Genomic DNA, 18508 nt, shown 5'->3' on the forward strand with positions numbered 1-18508 from the left:
CCGTTGTTTTAATCCCAGCTTAGTATCACTTTCCCCGAGCGTCCTGAACGCATCTCATCAAAGCCCTGCTGGAAATCGTCGATACCGTAGCGATGCGTAATGACCGGCGTTAAATCGAGACCGGACTGAATCAGCGCCGCCATTTTGTACCAGGTTTCAAACATCTCACGGCCATAAATGCCTTTGATAAAAAGCCCCTTGAAGATCACCTGATTCCAGTCGATCGCCATTTCACCCGGCGGGATACCCAGCAGTGCGATCCGCCCACCGTGATTCATCACCTCCAGCAGTGAACGGAAGGCAGGAGGTGCGCCCGACATCTCCAGTCCGACATCAAATCCTTCCGTCATCCCCAGCGAGTGCATCACGTCCCGCAGATCTTCATTCGCCACATTGACCGCACGTGTGACGCCCATTTTCCGCGCCAGTGCCAGGCGATACTCATTGATGTCCGTGATCACCACATTGCGTGCGCCGACGTGGCGACAGACTGCAGCGGCCATGATGCCGATTGGACCTGCACCCGAGATCAGGACATCCTCGCCGACCAGGTCGAACGAGAGAGCGGTATGCACTGCGTTGCCGAACGGATCAAAGATTGCCGCCAGTTCATCGGAAATATTGTCGGGAATTTTAAATGCATTAAAGGCGGGGATGACAAGATACTCCGCAAAGCAGCCCTGACGGTTAACGCCCACACCCATCGTGTTACGGCATAAATGAGTGCGTCCGGCGCGGCAGTTGCGACAGTGTCCACAGGTAATGTGCCCCTCGCCCGAAACCCGATCTCCAATCGTAAAGCCTTTCACTTCCTGTCCAATCGCGACCACTTCACCTACATACTCATGCCCGACAATCATCGGCACCGGAATGGTTTTGCGCGACCAGTCATCCCAGTTGTAGATATGAACATCGGTGCCGCAGATGGCGGTTTTACGGATCTTAATCAGCAGATCGTTATGCCCTGGCTCAGGAACCGGGGCATCGGTCACCATCCAGATGCCCGCTTCCTTCTTCAGTTTGGCGAGTGCTTTCATGACGGACTCCTCAGGCGATGACGCCCAGTTGTTTGCCGATGCGGGTAAAGGCTGCCACCGCACGCTCCAGCTGTTGCTGGGTGTGCGCCGCAGAGATCTGGGTGCGGATGCGTGCCTGACCTTTTGGCACCACCGGATAGAAGAAACCGGTCACGTAGATGCCTTCCTGTTGCAGCAGGCGGGCAAACTCCTGGGCAACACTGGCTTCACCCAGCATCACCGGGATAATGGCGTGATCGGCCCCCGCCAGCGTAAAGCCTGCCGCCGTCATCTGCTCTCGAAAGTAACGGGCGTTGTCCCACAGACGCTGACGCAGTCCGTCACCTTCGCTGAGCAGATCCAGCACCCGCAGCGAGGCGGCCACAATGGCCGGCGCCAGCGAGTTAGAGAAAAGATAGGGACGGGAACGCTGACGCAGCCACTCCACCACTTCGCCCTTTGCTGCGGTGTAGCCACCGGACGCGCCGCCGAGTGCTTTCCCTAGCGTGCCGGTAATGATGTCGACCCTGCCCATGACGTCGCAATATTCATGGGTGCCGCGTCCGGCGTTCCCGACAAAACCCACCGCATGGGAATCATCTACCATCACCAGCGCGGAGAATTCATCGGCCAGATCGCAGATGGCGGGCAGATTTGCAATCACCCCATCCATTGAGAAGACGCCATCGGTGGCGATCAGGATATGACGGGCACCTTTATCGCGTGCTTCCTGCAGACAGATCCGCAGCTCTGCCATGTCATTATTGGCATAGCGATAACGCTGCGCTTTGCACAGCCGGACGCCGTCGATAATGGAGGCATGATTCAGCGCATCCGAGATCACCGCATCCTGCGCATCAAGCAGGGTTTCGAACAGACCGCCGTTGGCGTCGAAGCAGGAGGAGTAGAGAATGGCATCCTCCATCCCGAGAAACGCTGCCAGCCGCTTTTCCAGCTGCTTATGGCTGTCCTGCGTGCCGCAGATAAAGCGCACCGACGCCATGCCGAAACCATGCGAATCCATTCCCTCTTTCGCCGCCTGAATCAGCGCCGGATGGTTCGCTAAACCTAAGTAGTTATTGGCGCAGAAGTTAATCACTGCCGGATCGCTGCCAACCGCGATTTCCGTCTGCTGAGCAGAGGTGATGATCCGCTCCTGTTTAAACAGTCCTTCCTGACGTGCATCATCAAGTTGCTGACGAAGTTGTTGATAAAATTGCGCAGGCATCATTGCTCTCCTCAGATGGCAAAAATCTGGCATATCTTACTGAACAGGCTGCTTCTTCACGATAAATCGCCCAACAGAATGTCATTTTTGCAGCATAGTTCACGCCACGACGATGTACGCGTAACGCGTTACAGAGTCATCTGGCTGTCTGCACCCTGATGAAATGTTATGATGTGAGGTATTCGTGTGTGAAACCTCCTGTTTCACCCCACAACGTTGAAGGTAACAACATGATTATCGTAACTGGCGGCGCAGGAATGATTGGCAGCAACATCGTCAAAGCGCTGAACGATCGCGGTCACACCGACATTCTGGTGGTGGATAATCTGAAGGATGGCACCAAGTTTGCCAATTTAGTCGACCTGGATATTGTCGATTACATGGACAAAGAAGAGTTCCTGATGAGCGTGATCGCGGGCGATGATTTAGGCCCGATCGAAGCGGTCTTCCATCAGGGCGCCTGCTCCTCCACCACTGAGTGGGATGGTAAGTATATGATGGAGAACAACTATCAGTATTCCAAAGAGCTGCTGCACTTCTGCCTTGAGCGCGAGATCCCGTTCCTTTACGCCTCTTCCGCAGCCACTTACGGTGGACGCAACGAGAATTTCATCGAAGAGCGCCAGTATGAGCAGCCGCTGAATGTCTATGGCTACTCCAAGATGCTGTTCGACCACTACGTCCGTCAGATGCTGCCGGAAGCGAACTCGCCGGTGTGCGGCTTCCGCTATTTCAACGTCTACGGCCCGCGCGAAGGCCACAAAGGCAGCATGGCCAGCGTTGCCTTCCATCTGAACACGCAGATCAGCAACGATGAAAATCCAAAACTGTTTGAAGGCAGCGATGGCTTTAAACGTGATTTCATCCACGTTGATGATGTGGCAGAAGTGAATCTGTGGTGCTGGGAAAATGGCGTCTCCGGAATCTATAACTGTGGTACAGGCCGCGCCGAATCCTTCCAGGAAGTGGCTGATGCGGTACTGAAGTTCCACCAGAAAGGTCAGATCGAGTACATCCCGTTCCCGGAAAAACTCAAAGGACGCTATCAGGCTTATACCCAGGCCGATCTCACTAAATTGCGTGCTGCCGGTTACGACAAGCCCTTTAAAACGGTGGCGCAGGGCGTCGCTGAATATATGGTCTGGCTGAACCGCAACGCATAAAGGAAGCTGCTCCGGCGATGAAAATTCTGGTAATCGGCCCGTCGTGGGTCGGCGATATGATGATGTCGCAAAGTCTCTATCGCACACTCAAGGCCGAACATCCGGATGCAGTGATTGATGTGATGGCACCGGCATGGTGCCGTCCGTTGCTGTCACGCATGCCGGAGGTGAATCAGGCGCTGGCGATGCCGCTCGGGCATGGCGCACTGGAGATTGGTGAGCGTCGCCGGCTGGGGAAAGTGCTGCGCGCCAGTCACTACGACCGTGCTTATGTGCTGCCTAACTCCTTTAAGTCGGCGCTGGTCCCCTTCTTTGCCGGAATAAAACGCCGCGTCGGCTGGCGCGGTGAAATGCGCTATGGCCTGCTGAACGATTTGCGGGTGCTGGATAAAACCGCGTTTCCACTCATGGTTGAGCGCTACATTGCGCTGGGCTACGACACACCGGTTGCCTCGGCGGCGCAGCTGCCACAGCCGCTGTTGTGGCCAAAGCTGCAGGTTGAAGAGCAGGAAAAGATTGAAACCGCCGCACAGTTTCAGCTGGCGGCAACCCGTCCGATCATCGGTTTTTGTCCGGGTGCCGAATTTGGTCCGGCCAAACGCTGGCCGCACTATCACTACGCCACGCTGGCCCGTCAGTTGATTGCTGAAGGCTTCCAGATTGTGCTGTTTGGCTCCGCCAAAGATCGCCCGACCGGCGACGAGATTATCGCTGCGCTGCCAGAAGATGCACGCGGCCACTGCCGTAATTTGGCCGGTGAAACCCAGCTGGAGCAGGCAGTGATTCTGCTGGCGCAATGCCGGGCCGTGGTCAGTAACGATTCCGGCCTGATGCATATTGCTGCGGCGCTGGACCGTCCGCTGGTGGCGCTCTATGGGCCGAGCAGCCCTGACTTTACGCCGCCGCTTGCAAAACAGGCGCGTATTATTCGCCTGATTACCGGCTATCACAAAGTGCGTAAAGGCGATGCCGACCAGGGCTATCACCAGAGCCTGATCGATATTCAGCCTGAGCGCGTACATCAGACGCTGAGCGAACTGCTCGCACCACAGGAGGTGCCATGCACGTCCTGATTGTTAAAACCTCTTCAATGGGCGATGTACTGCATTCACTGCCGGCACTGACCGATGCGATGCATGCTATCCCCGGCATCCGTTTCGACTGGGTGGTGGAAGAGAACTTCGCGCAGATCCCTGGCTGGCATCCTGCGGTCGATAAGGTGTTACCGGTCGCAATCCGCCGCTGGCGCAAACACTGGTTTGGCAGTCAGCAGCGTGAAGAGCGTGTGCTGTTTAAGCGCGCGTTACAGTCGCGTGAGTACGATGTCGTCATTGATGCGCAGGGGCTAATCAAAAGTGCCGCGCTGGTTACCCGCTTATCGAAAGGGGTAAAGCACGGACAGGACAGCCGCAGCGCGCGTGAGCCGTTTGCCAGCTGGTGGTATGACGTCCGCCATGAAGTCAGTAAGCGACAACACGCGGTTGAGCGGACGCGCGAACTGTTCGCCAAAAGCCTGGGCTATGAAAAGCCGCAAAGTCAGGGTGACTACGCGATTGCCGGACACTTTCTGCATCATCTGTCCGCTGACGCACATCATTATCTGGTCTTTCTGCATGCCACGACGCGTGACAACAAGCACTGGCCGGAATCCCACTGGCGTCAGCTGATTGAGCTGGTGCAGCCCAGCGGTCTGCGGGTGAAACTGCCCTGGGGTGCTGAACACGAGCATCAACGCGCACTTCGGCTTGCAGAGGGCTTTGAGCATGTTGAGGTGCTGCCTAAGCTGACGCTGGAAGCGATAGCCCAACAGCTGGCGGGCGCACGGGCGGTGGTCTCGGTCGATACCGGATTGAGTCACCTGACGGCGGCACTGGATCGTCCCAACCTCACGCTGTATGGCCCGACCGATCCGGGGTTGATTGGTGGTTATGGGCAGAACCAACAGGCACTGAGCGCCCCGAATCACAATCTGGCGGAGCTGACTGCTGACACGGTGGCAGAAAAACTGCGGGCCGTTATTACGGAAAATACGCCATGAACTATGTGCTGATCTACCTGCTGCTTCTGCCTTTCCGGGCCATAATGCGGCTGTTTTACCGTCCAACCGGACGCAGCTTAATCATCCAGACGGCAAAGATAGGTGATTTCATCAATATCACCCCGATGCTGCGCGCCCTGGGTCAGTCTGAACTGCTGATCAGCAAGGCGGTCGAGCCGCTGGTGCGTTACGATGACACGGTCAGCCGCTACTTTCTGATTGAAGATGCAAAGCGCAGCTTTTTTGCCAAACTGAAGCTCGCGTTCACGCTGATGAACCGTTATGACAACGTTTATCTGGTGCAGCCCAACAGCGTGAACCTGTTTTTCGCCGCGTTATGTAACGCACCGAACAAGCAGTTTCTGCGCACCTATGTGCGTAAGTCTTACCATGCAACCTTTTATCGCAGCGCCAGCGGCATTGTCGACCATAGCAAAACGGATTTAACGCTCGACAGTTATCTGAAGCTGATTAACCGGGACTACCGCTATACTGATTTTCCCAAACATGCGACCTCGCCGCTCTTGCAGCCGGCTGAGCCGCCCGCCGCGCTGCGTAATCCGCGCAGTGGCATTAAAATAGGTATCAGTATTTCTGCCGGTAATCGGGCCAAAACCATTCCTGCCAGCATCTGGCAGCAGCTGATGGCGTCGCTGGCTGAGCTGCCCTGCACCTTTTATGTCTTTGGCCCACCGGCTGAGCAGCCTTGGCTGGATGAGTTACTGAGCCTGACCGGCCCCAAAGAGAATATCGTCAGCCTGATTGGTGAGCTGAAACTGGAAGAGGTTCCCTGGGCCATTGCGCAGATGGATTTCTATATCGCCTCTGATTCTGGCAATGCGTATATTGCTGATGCCCAGCAGATTCCGGTGATCATGCTTTACGGGCCGTGTGAAGTCAGGGAGCAGCGTCCGGTCAATAACGTGTTGTTTATCGGACCCGATAATATTGCGGCCTCGACGTTCGTTTTTGCTACCCGTTTTAAGTTTGATCAGCCCGCTGAAAAATTATTCGGGCTGGATCACGATAAACTGACTAGAATACAAACGTTTATTACTCATAATCTGGAATAGTAAAGCGTAATGGCAATTACCCCTCTTGCTGATGCCGTTCAGCAAAGTCAGCTGCTGGTCAACACGCTTGCTGACACGGATGATAATCCGGTTCACGTTGCGTTTGGCATCAACCACGCCTACGCGCGTGGCCTGGGCATTACGCTGTTTTCACTTCTCCATCATCATCCTGATACCGCGTTCCACGCCCATATTTTCTCCGATTCCCTGCGTGATGGAGATGTGGAAAAACTGCGCTTGCTGGCCACAGGCCACCGTCTGGCGATTACGTTGCATATTTTTAACAGTGCCTGGGTTGATCAGTTGCCTGCTGTGGGTCGCTATCCTAAAAGCATCCACTACCGCTTCCTGATCCCTGAAACTGTGGCGAGCTACAGCGATCGGGTGATCTATATTGATGCTGATACGCTTGTAGTGGGCGACTACTCGCCTCTGTTCACCCTGGATATCGCGGATTACACGCTGGCGGCCTGTAACGACACACCTCGTGCGCGGCAGAACCAGTGCGCAAGGCTGGGGCTGAAGCATCATCACTATTTCAACTCCGGCTTTATGCTGATCAATATTCCGCGCTGGCTCGAAAGGCAGACTACGGCGCGCATTACCGACGTGCTGGTGACGCGGGGCGCAGAGTTTGGTTTTCCCGATCAGGATGCGCTAAATATCGTGCTGGAGGATGAGACTCTGATCCTGCCGGACCGCTATAACCAGATTTACGACATCATCGCCAATAAAGTCTGGGATCATACTGCCGTTTCAGCGGACACCGTGATGATTCACTACACCGGTAAATGCAAACCCTGGCATGCCTGGGCCGGCAGCGATCTTGCCCAGCTATATTATAGCTATTACCAGCGCTCGCCCTGGGCTTCACAACCACTTGATACGCCCAGACATTATAAAGAGATGAAGCGCTTCGCCCGCATTAAGTGGCATCAGAAACAGTATGCTGAAAGCATGAGCTGGATGATGAAGTATGTCAGTCTCAAGTTTTTTAAGCAGAGCGAGCAGTAGTGCTCTCAGGTTTATCAGATTGATGCAGGCGCGGTTATTTCAGCGCCTGACTTTCCCGTCATTTATCCCGCCTGCTGTTTACCACCATCTCTTATAAAAAAGACGCTGAATGAACACCGGCATAATAATCTGTTTACCTGTAAAGCGACTTTGCGTAAAAAAAGCGCATATAGCGCATTATTATTGTCGGGCGTGGTTTTTAGTAAAGCAGGAAAGCCACACCGTCTTATAATCGTGAACTTCCTGATTCCATTCTGCTGATTTGGAAATGATTTATGACGAGGCAACGCCCTTTCGCAGTGAGTTCAATGCGGGTGAAGATAGTGTGATGAGTACTTCTCCTTTGCTGAGTATCATTACGCCGATGTTCAATGCGGGCAGCATGTTTGACGAGTTCATGCAGTCACTGCTGGCGCAGACGCTGACCGCGCTGGAGATCATCATTGTCGATGACGGTTCAACCGACGGCTCAGGTGAGCGCGCTGACCTGTATGCACAGCAGCACGCTCATATTCGTGTGATTCATCAGGAAAATGGCGGCGTGTCGCGGGCCCGTAACGCCGGTCTGGCGATAGCCCGCGGGAAATATGTCACCTTCCCGGATGCAGATGACACCATGCAGCCCGAGATGTATCAGACGCTGGTAACGATGGCAGAAGCGGACAATCTGGATGCGGCACAGTGCAACGCCGAGTGGTTTTTCAAACACAGCCAGCGGGTAAAACCGCTGATTCCGCTGGACCGTTTGCGCAGCACGCCGGTGCTGAGCGGTGCCGACTGGCTCAATACCGCGCTGAAAACGCATCGTTATATGCATGTGGTCTGGCTGGGGATCTATCGTCGGAAACTGATTGAGCAGCATCAGTTGCAGTTTGAACCCGGCCTGCATCATCAGGATATTCCCTGGACCACCGAGTTTATGCTGCTGGCGAAACGCGTGCGGTATACCGACGCCGTGCTCTATCGCTACTATATGCACGACGCCTCCATCAGCAACCGCAAACGGACCGGCGAGCGCAACGTGGAATATCAGCGTCACTACCTGAAGATTGCGCGGCTGCTGGAAGAGCTAAACACCCGTTATCGTGACCGCGTGAAGATCTACCCGTCGTTTCACTATCAGGTAACGCATGAAGCGCTCAGCGTTTGCCACAGTGTGAGACGTGAGCCTGATCCCCGCGCACGCCAGGCAATCATTGCCGATCTGTTCACGACCGGTACACACCTGCGCATGCTACGTAATGCCCGGGGAATTAAGCAGTGGTATCAGTTGCTGTTATGGCTGGCGCGGCTCTATCGCTGGCGTGATAAATAACCTTTGAGGCTGGCTTTATCCTAAAAAGGGTTTGCCCTACAATCGGTTCACTGAATTCTGAGAACTCTTGTTTATGGCCAGCCTGATTCCAGCAAACTTCTCTCCAAAAAATATATTACTGATTAAGCTGCGCCATCATGGTGACATGCTGCTCACAACGCCCGCCATCAATGCGCTTCATGAGCGTTATCCGCAGGCCAGCATCGACGTATTGCTCTATCAGGAAACGCGTCCGATGCTGGAAGCGCATCCGGCCATCCGCCATTTGCACGTCATCGATCGCAAATGGAAGCAGGAAGGCACCTGGCGCAAGCTGGGCCATGAGCGTGCATTAATTCGCGCCGTGCGCGACGCCCATTATGATCTGGTGATCAATCTGGCCGATCAGTGGCGCGCTGCTCAGATTACCCGTCTCTCTGCGGCACCCGTTCGCATCGGTTTTGCCTATAAAAAACGCGATAACGTGCTGTGGCGATGGTGTCACAACTGCCTGGTCCCCACACACAATCACAGCAAACTGCATACCGTTGAGCAGAATATGTCGGCGCTGGCGCCCCTCGGCATCAGCAGCGAAGGCGCTCGCGTATCAATGCACTACAGCGATGCTGACCAGCAAATTGTGCTGGCCCGACTAGCGGAACATCATGTCACTGCGCCCTATATTGTGGTGCAGCCGACCTCACGCTGGGGCTTCAAATGCTGGGAAGAGGAGAGCGTTGCGGCCACACTTGATCAGCTGGCGCAACCGGGCCGCAAAGTGGTGCTGACCGCCGGGCCGGACAAGCAGGAGCTGGCGATGATTAACCGCATTCGCGCGCGCTGTGCATCGCCTGACGTAGTTTCGCTGGCGGGTCAGTTCACGCTGCCGCAGCTGGCGGCATTGATCGATCACGCCCGTCTGTTTATTGGCGTCGACTCTGCGCCGATGCATATGGCTGCTGCGCTTGAAACGCCCTGCATTGCACTGTTTGGCCCGACCAAGTTGCAGCACTGGCGGCCCTGGGGTGACAACAATCAGGTTATCTGGGCGGGCGATTATGGCCCGCTGCCCTCACCCGATTCCATCGACACCAAAACTGACCAGCGTTATCTCTCGGCCATTCCGGTAAAGGATGTGGTCGCGGCAGCGAGGAGCTACATGAATGAGTAAGTTACGGCTGGCGATTGTCCGGCAGAAATATCGTCCGGATGGCGGTGCTGAACGTTTTATCTCACGCGCGCTGGAGGCGCTGGGCAGCGAAAAGCTCGATCTCAACATCATTACCCGCAGCTGGCAGGGCACGCCTAACCCAGACTGGCATCTGCATATCTGTAATCCGGCAAAGCTAGGCCGGGTCTCCCGTGAGCGCGGTTTTGCCCGGGCAGCACGCGCCTGCTGGGAGCGCGAAAAGTTTGATATTGTACAAAGCCATGAGCGCATTGCGGGCTGTGACATTTTCCGTGCGGGTGATGGCGTGCATCGCGTGTGGCTGGAACAGCGCGCCCGCATCGTGTCATCCTGGCAACAGCTGAGTGCTGCACTCAGTCCTTATCACCGCTATGTTCTGCAGGCGGAAGCGGAGATGTTCAACTCTCCGACGCTGAAAGCGGTGATCTGTAATTCAGAGATGGTTAAGCGCGATATTCTGCGCTGTTTCTCGCTCGACGCCGGGAAAATTCATGTCATTCATAACGCTATCGACGCCAGTCGTTTCCAGCCCGCTACGGAAGCAGCCCGTCGCGCCACCCGTCAGCAGCTGTCACTGCCCGATGCCGCGACCGTACTGATTTATGTCGGCTCCGGCTTTGAGCGCAAAGGACTGAAAGCGGCGATACAGGCGCTGGCTGCCAGCGATCGTTATCTGATTGTAGTGGGCCAGGATAAACAATTACAACGTTATCAGCAGCTGGCAAACCAGCTTCACTGCCTGGACCGCCTGCGCTTTGTCGGCATACAGCAGAATGTGCAGCCGTTCTATCACGCGGCGGATGGCCTGTTGCTGCCCACGCTCTATGATCCCTTTCCGAACGTAGTGCTGGAGGCGATGGCCTGCGGCTTACCGGTAATTACCAGCACCGGTTGCGGTGGCGCGGAGTTTATTACTGCTGGTCAGGAAGGCTTCGTCTGTGATGCCCTGGATATCAATGGGTTAAATCAGGCGGTTAATGCCATACCGGCACTTTCCGTCGATTCACGAATGGGTGACGCAGCGCGACGTAAAATTGAGCCTTATGGTCCACAACGGCTGGCGCAGGCGCTGACTTCGCTTTATCAGCAGGTAGTGAGTAGCAACTGACAATGTGGGATGAGTGCATGCAGGGTTTCTGATACCATGCCGCCATCTCATTTTAATCTGTTTTTAGACGCGAACCTGCTGTAACGGTAACTATGACGACCATTTACACCGCATTGCTCTACTTCATTCAGCCACTGATCTGGCTGCGCCTGTGGCTGCGCGGTCGTAAAGCGCCTGCCTATCGCAAACGCTGGGCAGAACGCTATGGCTATTGTGTCGGCAAAGTGAAGCCTGACGGCATTGTGCTGCACTCGGTCTCTGTGGGTGAAACGCTGGCCGCGATTCCGCTGGTGCGCGCACTGCGTCATCGTTACCCGACCCTGCCGATTACCGTCACCACCATGACGCCAACCGGTTCTGAGCGGGCGCAATCTGCTTTTGGCAAAGATGTGCACCACGTCTATCTGCCTTATGATCTGCCAGGTTCGATTAATCGTTTTCTGGATACGGTTAATCCACGGCTGGTGATCATCATGGAAACGGAGCTGTGGCCGAACATTATCCGCATTCTGCACCAGCGTAACATTCCGCTGGTGATCGCCAATGCCCGCCTCTCGGCCCGCTCCGCCAAAGGCTATCGCAAGCTGGGTAAATTTATGCGCCAGCTGTTGCAGAGCATCACGCTGATTGCGGCACAGAATACGGAAGATGGCGACCGCTTCCTGAGTCTGGGCCTGAAACGTTCACAGCTGGCGATTACCGGCAGCCTGAAGTTTGATATTTCCGTGACGCCAGAACTGGCCGCCAGAGCGGTAACACTGCGTCGCCAGTGGGCGCCGCGTCGCCCGGTGTGGATTGCCACCAGCACGCACGAAGGCGAAGAGGCCATCGTGCTGGATACCCATCGTCGCCTGCTGCAGACGTTTCCGGATCTGCTGCTGATTCTGGTTCCCCGCCATCCTGAACGCTTTAACGATGCGCGCGAACTGACGCAGGAACGCGGCTTCAGCTTTATCCTGCGCAGCAGCGGTGAGATCCCTTCGGGTTCCACGCAGGTGGTCATCGGCGACTCAATGGGTGAACTGATGCTGCTTTACGGCATCGCCGATCTGGCGTTTGTCGGCGGCAGCCTGGTTGAGCGGGGCGGACACAACCCGCTGGAACCCGCGGCCCATGCCCTTCCGGTGCTGATGGGGCCTCACATCTGGAACTTCAAAGATATCTGCAGCAAGTTGCAGGAAGGCCAGGGTCTGATCACCGTCACCGACGTGATTTCACTGGAAAAAGAGGTCACCAACCTGTTACAGGATGATGATTATCGCCGTTATTACGGACGCCATGCGGTAGACGTACTGCACCAGAACCAGGGTGCGCTTCAGCGTCTGCTACAGTTACTCGAACCGCATCTGCCACCACGGGCTCACTAATGTCAGCACGCCAGCGTCTTTCTGTGGTGATGATCGCCAAAAATGAAGCGGAGCTGCTGCCGGATTGTCTGGCCTCAGTCAGCTGGGCCGACGAAATTATTGTGCTGGATTCTGGAAGCAGTGACGACAGTGTTGAGATCGCCACGCAGGCTGGGGCGCAGGTCTATAAAAGTGATGACTGGCAGGGCTATGGCATTCAGCGCCAGCGCGCACAGGGCTATGCCACCGGCGACATGATTCTGATGATCGATGCAGATGAGCGTGTTTCACCCGAACTGCGTGCCGCCATTGAGCAGGTGCTGGTCGCCCCACCCAGCCGCACGGTTTACAGCCTGGGCCGCAGTAATCTGTTCCTCGGCCGCTTTATGCGCCACAGTGGCTGGTATCCCGACCGCGTGATGCGCCTCTATCCACGCACCTTCCGCTACAATGACAATCTGGTGCATGAATCACTGCAGAGTGACGGCGCACCGGTGGTGGCGTTGCCTGGCGATCTGGAACATCTGACCTGCCGCGATTTAATCGCCTTTCAGCGCAAACAACTGGCCTATGCCGAAGCCTGGGCCAAAGAACGTCACCAGCGCGGTAAGCGTTGCGGTCTCTTTTCTGTGTTCAGCCATACGCTTGGCGCGTTTGTTAAAACGTTGCTGCTGCGTGCCGGTTTTCTCGACGGTAAGCAGGGCTGGATTCTGGCGGTGGTCAACGCGCAATATACCTTCAATAAATATTCAGCCCTCTGGGCGCTGAATCACGCTTCGGCAAAAGGGCGAGTATGACCACTAAAGCCATCTATCCCGGTACGTTTGATCCTGTAACGCTCGGTCATCTCGACATCGTGACGCGGGCAGCGCAGATGTTTGATCAGGTGATTCTGGCCATTGCTGCCAGCCCCAGTAAAAAACCGATGTTCAGCCTGGATGAGCGCGTGGCGCTGGCCGGTCAGGTGGTGGCCCATCTGCCGAACGTTGAGGTGATCGGCTTCAGCGACCTGATGGCAAATTTCGCCCGTGACCAACAGGCGAATGTGCTGGTCCGTGGTTTACGTGCGGTGTCAGATTTTGAATATGAAATGCAGCTGGCGCAGATGAATCGTCACCTGCTGCCAACGCTGGAGAGTGTGTTCCTGATGCCGTCTGAAGGCTTCTCGTTTATCTCCTCTTCGCTGGTCAAAGAGGTGGCGCGTCACAGCGGCGATGTTTCCGCCTTTCTGCCCGCGCCTGTGCATCAGGCACTGCTGGCTAAACTGGCTTAATGCTGGCAGTTGGGGCACCAGTAGGTGCTGCGCTGCCCGTGCCTGCCGCTGATAATCGGCGTACCGCATGCCCGGCAGGGTTCACCGGCCCGGCCATAAACCTGCAACTGCTGGGCAAAATAGCCAGGTTTGCCGTCGGTCTGTAAAAAGTCACGCAGCGTAGTACCGCCCTGTTCAATTGAACGTAACAGCACCGCTTTAATGGTGTTGACCAGCAGCTCCGCTTCAGCCTGCGACAGACTTCCTGCGGCACGATCGGGAAGGATCCCGGCGGTAAACAGTGACTCACTGGCGTAAATGTTGCCCACGCCCACCACCACTTTGTTATCCATCAGCCACTGCTTGATGAGCGTCCGTTTGCCACGTGACTTATCAAACAGGTAAGTACCGTCAAACTGGTCGCTAAGCGGCTCAGGCCCAAGATGTGCCAGCACGCTGCTGCCCGTCAGATCGCTGCTCCAGAGCCAGGCACCAAAGCGGCGCGGGTCGGTGTAACGCAGTACTTTGCCGTTGCTCATCACCAAATCAACATGGTCATGCTTCGCTGCTGGCAGCTCTTCGGAAAGCACCCGCAGGCTGCCCGACATGCCCAGGTGGATAATAATCCAGCCATGCGGCAGTTCCAGCAGCAGATATTTCGCCCGACGCTGCACGCTAAGCACCGGCTGATCGCTTAGCGCCAGGATCTCCTGCGAAACAGGCCAGCGCAGACGTGAATTACGCACCACGGCGTGAAGAATGGTTTCACCGACCAAATGCGGCTCGATACCGCGGCGGCTGGTCTCAACCTCTGGCAACTCTGGCATACCTTCTCCTCAGCGTTTTACACAAACAAAAAACCCGGCCGGAGCCGGGTTTTTAGCAGAACACTAAAATTACTTAATTTTAGCTTCTTTGTAGATCACATGCTGACGTACAACCGGATCGAACTTTTTCAGTTCCAGCTTCTCTGGTTTAGTACGTTTGTTCTTCGTGGTGGTATAGAAGTGACCTGTACCAGCAGAGGAAACCAGCTTGATCTTCTCACGAATACCTTTAGCCATGATTCAGTTCCTTAGTACCTTAGTACTTCTCACCACGGGCACGCATGTCGGATAAAACCGTATCAATGCCCTTTTTATCAATAATGCGCATACCTTTAACAGATACACGCAGAGTAACGAAGCGCTTCTCGCTCTCAACCCAAAAACGGTGTGAGTGCAGGTTCGGAAGGAAACGGCGTTTCGTCGCGTTCATTGCGTGGGAACGGTTGTTACCCGTTACCGGACGCTTTCCAGTTACCTGGCAGACTCGTGACATGTCTATATCTCCAAAAATCAAATCAGCTCGAGCTTTAAAAATTAGGTTTTGGCCGCCTCGTCAGGCTTGCAGCCCGCCAGGCGAGTTCCATGGAACCCGCTAAGCTGGCCTAACCGCCAAACCCGAGATTCTCAAAGGTGGCGTAGTATACGCCGCTCAGCCCAAGTGCTCAAGTCCCGAACAGATAAAGATCCCGAATGATCGGGCAAAAAGCCGCCACCTGGCGCGAATTTTCCCTGAATCAGAGCCATCCCCGCTCAGCAAAGGAGACATATTCGCCATGGCCAATCACCAGATGATCGAGCAGACGGATGTCGAATAGCTGACAGGCTTCGCTGACTTTATGGGTCACTTCACGGTCAGCACGGCTCGGTTCCGCCATCCCCGACGGATGATTATGCGCCAGTATCAGGGCGGCTGCGTTGAGCTTCAGCGCTTCCCGGACGATCTCGCGGGGGTGAACTTCCACGCTATTAATGGAGCCAGAGAACATATTTTGTGCCCGCAGCACCCGATGCTGATTATCCAGAAACAGGGCCATAAAGATCTCCCGCTCCTGGTGGGCTAACAGACTTTGCAGATACTGGCGTGTAATCTGTGGATTTTCCATCACGCTTTCGCGCGCCAGCTTACTGGCGAAAAAGCGCTTCGCCAGTTCGGCAATCGCGTGCAGTTGCGCCAGCTTGGCATCACCGACCCCTTTAATTTTGCAAATTGCCGCTTTGTCTGACGTCATGAGCTGATAAAGCGAGCCAAATCCCTCCAGCATCTGCCCGGCCAGCTCAAGGACGTTCTGCCCCGGCGAGCCGGTGCGGAGAAAGATGGCCAGCAGTTCGGTATCGCTGAGCGAATGCGCGCCCAGTTTTTGCAGTTTTTCCCGTGGTCCCTTGATTTTCATCTTTGCTCTCCCTGAGATGCGCCTAAGAGTGGCCCATCCTGAAGCGTACCGCTATCAGTGGCGCATCAATCTTCGAGGCAGCTCGCAAACGCAGTTGGTGAAAAGGCGCGTACACGCTTTTGTGATAAAGTCCGTGCATTCGCCGCCGCGGGCGGCAGAGAGCTTAGTGAGGCCAACATCATGATGGGATTAGCCGGCAAAAAAATTCTTCTTGGCGTGAGTGGCGGTATCGCTGCTTATAAAGCACCTGAGCTGGTGCGTCGCCTGCGCGACCGCGGCGCTGATGTCCGCGTAATGATGACGGAGGGGGCAAAGGCCTTTATTACTCCGCTCAGCCTGCAGGCCGTTTCAGGCTATCCGGTGTTTGACGATCTGCTTGATCCGGCAGCGGAAGCGGCGATGGGTCATATTGAACTGGCAAAATGGGCCGACCTGATTGTGCTGGCACCGGCCACTGCCGACCTGATTGCCCGTATCACTGCCGGTATGGCAAACGATCTGGTGACCACCGCCGTCTTAGCGACGGCCTCACCCGTAGCGGTAGTGCCCGCCATGAATCAGCAGATGTATCGTGCGGCGGTGACCCAGTACAACCTGCAGACGCTGCATGAGCGTGGCGTGCTGATCTGGGGGCCGGACAGCGGCAGCCAGGCCTGCGGTGATGTCGGGCCGGGCCGGATGCTTGACCCGCTGGTGATTGTTGACCATGCGGTGCAGTGGGCGGCGCCCGTCAACGATCTGCAACATCTCAACATTATGATAACCGCCGGTCCAACCCGTGAGGCCCTGGACCCGGTGCGCTACATCTCGAATCACAGCTCCGGCAAAATGGGCTTTGCGATTGCCGCCGCTGCTGCCAGGCGTGGCGCACAGGTAACGCTGGTCAGTGGTCCGGTCAGCCTGGCGGCACCAGCGGGTGTGCGGCGCATTGATGTTACCAGCGCCCTGGAGATGCAGGCCGCCGTCATGAGCGAGATAGATAAACAACATATTTTCATTGCAAGCGCAGCCGTGGCAGACTACCGGGCAGCCGATATTGCGGCCGATAAAATCAAGAAACAGGGCGGCGATGATAACGTCACGCTGAACCTGGTAAAGAATCCCGATATTGTTGCCGGGGTCGCCGCACTTCAGGAAAACCGGCCATTTGTGGTTGGATTTGCTGCTGAAACACAGAATGTGGAAGAATACGCCCGGCAAAAACGGGTGCGCAAGAATCTGGACCTGATCTGCGCTAATGATGTCGCTAAAGCCGGACAGGGATTTAATAGCGACACCAATGCTCTTCACCTTTTTTGGCAGGATGGAGAAAAACGCTTACCGCTCAGCGATAAGTCTCTCCTTGGCCAACAATTAATAGACGAGATTGTCAGCCGTTATGATGAAAAAAATAGACGTTAAAATTCTGGATGCGCGTGTCGGCAAAGAGTTTCCACTGCCGACCTACGCCACGTCAGGTTCCGCTGGGTTAGATTTACGCGCCTGTATTGATGAGGTGCTCGACATCGCACCAGGCACAACCACGCTGGTCCCGACCGGTCTGGCGATTCATATCGCCGACCCCGATCTGGCCGCTGTGATCCTGCCGCGCTCCGGTCTTGGCCATAAACACGGCATCGTGCTGGGCAACCTGGTCGGGTTGATTGACTCCGACTATCAGGGACAGCTGATGGTGTCGGTCTGGAATCGCGGCCAGGAAAGTTTCTCTCTGCAACCCGGCGATCGCATGGCACAACTGGTCTTTGTACCGGTGGTACAGGCGGAATTTAACCTGGTCGACGATTTCGACGCTAGCCTGCGCGGCGAAGGCGGCTTCGGCCACTCAGGTCGCCAGTAACCCGCATTACCGACTTTCACTTACGCCCGTTATTTTTCCTCATCGCCATGGGACGCGTTCCTGTGGCAGATGCGTAGGTGTTGCCTGTTTTTAGGTGAATTTCAGGGGTTTTTAAGGTCATGGCAGAAAAAAAAGTCGCGAAGCGGAACCGTCGCGAAGAGATTTTGCAGGCGCTGGCACAGATGCTGGAGTCAGGTGATGGCAGTCAGCGCATTACCACCGCCAAGCTGGCAGCCACGGTAGGCGTTTCCGAAGCGGCGCTGTATCGTCACTTCCCCAGTAAGACACGCATGTTCGATAGCCTGATTGAGTTTATCGAAGACAGTCTGATTACCCGCATCAATCTGATCCTCAAAGATGAAAAAGAGACCATGACGCGCCTGCGTCTGATCGTGCAACTGATTCTGGGATTTGGTGAGCGTAATCCGGGACTGACGCGCATCCTGACCGGCCATGCGCTGATGTTCGAGCAGGACCGGCTGCAGGGACGTATTAATCAGCTGTTTGAGCGGATTGAAGTGCAACTGCGACAGGTGATGCGTGAACGGAAAATGCGTGAGGGCGAAGCTTTTCAGGCTGATGAGGCGTTACTGGCAAGCCAGCTGCTGGCTTTCTGTGAAGGTTTACTGTCGCGCTATGTCCGTTCTGAGTTTCGTTTCAGTCCCACCGCAGACTTTGAGGCTCGCTGGCCGCTGATGGCCGCTCAGCTGGTGTAAAGAGTCAAAGAAGGCG

General features: G+C 55.5%; 20 protein-coding genes. 14 read left to right on the forward strand and 6 right to left on the reverse strand.

Annotated elements, in window-relative coordinates; all coding sequences use genetic code 11:
- Positions 1-8: 8 nt before the first annotated feature.
- Both tdh and AC6I8E_RS18140 read right to left on the reverse strand, forming a co-directional pair.
- Complete coding sequence (gene tdh, locus AC6I8E_RS18135; RefSeq protein ID WP_013359493.1) at positions 9-1037, reverse strand: L-threonine 3-dehydrogenase; 1029 nt, start codon at positions 1035-1037, stop codon at positions 9-11.
- A 10-nt stretch (positions 1038-1047) separates the two neighbouring features.
- Positions 1048-2244 carry a glycine C-acetyltransferase gene (locus AC6I8E_RS18140; RefSeq protein WP_418163079.1) on the reverse strand — a complete coding sequence of 399 codons (1197 nt, stop codon included), beginning with the start codon at positions 2242-2244 and terminating at the stop codon, positions 1048-1050.
- Positions 2245-2474: 230 nt separating this feature from the next.
- Between AC6I8E_RS18140 and rfaD the strand changes: the two genes are divergently transcribed.
- From rfaD to coaD, 11 genes are all read left to right on the forward strand, one after another.
- On the forward strand, positions 2475-3407 hold the full coding sequence (gene rfaD, locus AC6I8E_RS18145; protein WP_033734492.1) for an ADP-glyceromanno-heptose 6-epimerase: 933 nt from the start codon (positions 2475-2477) through the stop codon (positions 3405-3407).
- A gap of 17 nt (positions 3408-3424) precedes the next feature.
- On the forward strand, positions 3425-4480 hold the full coding sequence (rfaF, locus tag AC6I8E_RS18150) for an ADP-heptose--LPS heptosyltransferase RfaF (RefSeq protein ID WP_033784299.1): 1056 nt from the start codon (positions 3425-3427) through the stop codon (positions 4478-4480).
- Positions 4468-5445 carry a lipopolysaccharide heptosyltransferase RfaC gene (gene rfaC / locus AC6I8E_RS18155; RefSeq protein WP_095706503.1) on the forward strand — a complete coding sequence of 326 codons (978 nt, stop codon included), beginning with the start codon at positions 4468-4470 and terminating at the stop codon, positions 5443-5445. The genes rfaF and rfaC overlap by 13 nt, the downstream gene beginning before the upstream one ends.
- Positions 5442-6518: a glycosyltransferase family 9 protein gene (locus tag AC6I8E_RS18160; protein ID WP_370425865.1), complete on the forward strand. Its 1077-nt coding sequence runs from the start codon at positions 5442-5444 to the stop codon at positions 6516-6518. Before rfaC ends, AC6I8E_RS18160 begins: the two co-directional genes overlap by 4 nt.
- A gap of 9 nt (positions 6519-6527) precedes the next feature.
- Positions 6528-7532, forward strand: coding sequence for a glycosyltransferase family 8 protein (locus AC6I8E_RS18165; protein ID WP_497824285.1), 1005 nt, complete (start codon positions 6528-6530; stop codon positions 7530-7532).
- 268 nt (positions 7533-7800) lie between these two features.
- Positions 7801-8847 (forward strand): glycosyltransferase, encoded by a 1047-nt coding sequence (locus AC6I8E_RS18170; RefSeq protein WP_497824286.1) that lies wholly within the window; start codon positions 7801-7803, stop codon positions 8845-8847.
- Between the two features lie 73 nt (positions 8848-8920).
- A complete protein-coding gene (rfaQ, locus tag AC6I8E_RS18175; protein WP_497824287.1) occupies positions 8921-9997 on the forward strand; it encodes a putative lipopolysaccharide heptosyltransferase III in 1077 nt (358 codons plus the stop codon).
- On the forward strand, positions 9990-11123 hold the full coding sequence (locus tag AC6I8E_RS18180) for a glycosyltransferase family 4 protein (protein ID WP_497824288.1): 1134 nt from the start codon (positions 9990-9992) through the stop codon (positions 11121-11123). Before rfaQ ends, AC6I8E_RS18180 begins: the two co-directional genes overlap by 8 nt.
- 92 nt (positions 11124-11215) lie before the next feature.
- Positions 11216-12490 carry a lipid IV(A) 3-deoxy-D-manno-octulosonic acid transferase gene (gene waaA / locus AC6I8E_RS18185; RefSeq protein ID WP_013359504.1) on the forward strand — a complete coding sequence of 425 codons (1275 nt, stop codon included), beginning with the start codon at positions 11216-11218 and terminating at the stop codon, positions 12488-12490.
- Positions 12490-13266, forward strand: a complete 777-nt coding sequence (locus AC6I8E_RS18190; protein ID WP_110331077.1) for a glycosyltransferase family 2 protein — start codon at positions 12490-12492, stop codon at positions 13264-13266. The genes waaA and AC6I8E_RS18190 overlap by 1 nt, the downstream gene beginning before the upstream one ends.
- Complete coding sequence (gene coaD, locus AC6I8E_RS18195; protein ID WP_033784308.1) at positions 13263-13742, forward strand: pantetheine-phosphate adenylyltransferase; 480 nt, start codon at positions 13263-13265, stop codon at positions 13740-13742. The genes AC6I8E_RS18190 and coaD overlap by 4 nt, the downstream gene beginning before the upstream one ends.
- On the opposite strand, the gene mutM is transcribed toward coaD, so the two are convergent.
- From mutM to radC, 4 genes are all read right to left on the reverse strand, one after another.
- Positions 13739-14548 (reverse strand): bifunctional DNA-formamidopyrimidine glycosylase/DNA-(apurinic or apyrimidinic site) lyase, encoded by an 810-nt coding sequence (gene mutM, locus AC6I8E_RS18200; protein ID WP_013359507.1) that lies wholly within the window; start codon positions 14546-14548, stop codon positions 13739-13741. The genes coaD and mutM overlap by 4 nt on opposite strands.
- Positions 14549-14617: 69 nt before the next feature.
- Positions 14618-14785, reverse strand: coding sequence for a 50S ribosomal protein L33 (gene rpmG / locus AC6I8E_RS18205; protein WP_001051798.1), 168 nt, complete (start codon positions 14783-14785; stop codon positions 14618-14620).
- A 19-nt stretch (positions 14786-14804) separates the two neighbouring features.
- Complete coding sequence (gene rpmB / locus AC6I8E_RS18210; RefSeq protein WP_013359508.1) at positions 14805-15041, reverse strand: 50S ribosomal protein L28; 237 nt, start codon at positions 15039-15041, stop codon at positions 14805-14807.
- Positions 15042-15282: 241 nt separating this feature from the next.
- Entirely contained in the window at positions 15283-15939 is a 657-nt protein-coding gene (gene radC, locus AC6I8E_RS18215; RefSeq protein ID WP_095706496.1) for a RadC family protein, read from the reverse strand.
- 180 nt (positions 15940-16119) lie between these two features.
- Between radC and coaBC the strand changes: the two genes are divergently transcribed.
- The 3 genes from coaBC to slmA all read left to right on the forward strand — a co-directional run bounded on the left by coaBC (position 16120) and on the right by slmA (position 18492).
- Complete coding sequence (gene coaBC / locus AC6I8E_RS18220) at positions 16120-17340, forward strand: bifunctional phosphopantothenoylcysteine decarboxylase/phosphopantothenate--cysteine ligase CoaBC (protein WP_095706495.1); 1221 nt, start codon at positions 16120-16122, stop codon at positions 17338-17340.
- Entirely contained in the window at positions 17318-17776 is a 459-nt protein-coding gene (dut, locus tag AC6I8E_RS18225; protein WP_013359511.1) for a dUTP diphosphatase, read from the forward strand. The genes coaBC and dut overlap by 23 nt, the downstream gene beginning before the upstream one ends.
- Before the next feature lie 119 nt (positions 17777-17895).
- Complete coding sequence (gene slmA / locus AC6I8E_RS18230) at positions 17896-18492, forward strand: nucleoid occlusion factor SlmA (RefSeq protein ID WP_033734520.1); 597 nt, start codon at positions 17896-17898, stop codon at positions 18490-18492.
- Positions 18493-18508 lie beyond the last annotated feature (16 nt).

This window comes from Pantoea sp. X-Soil-YNGN-785, assembly GCF_059730585.1.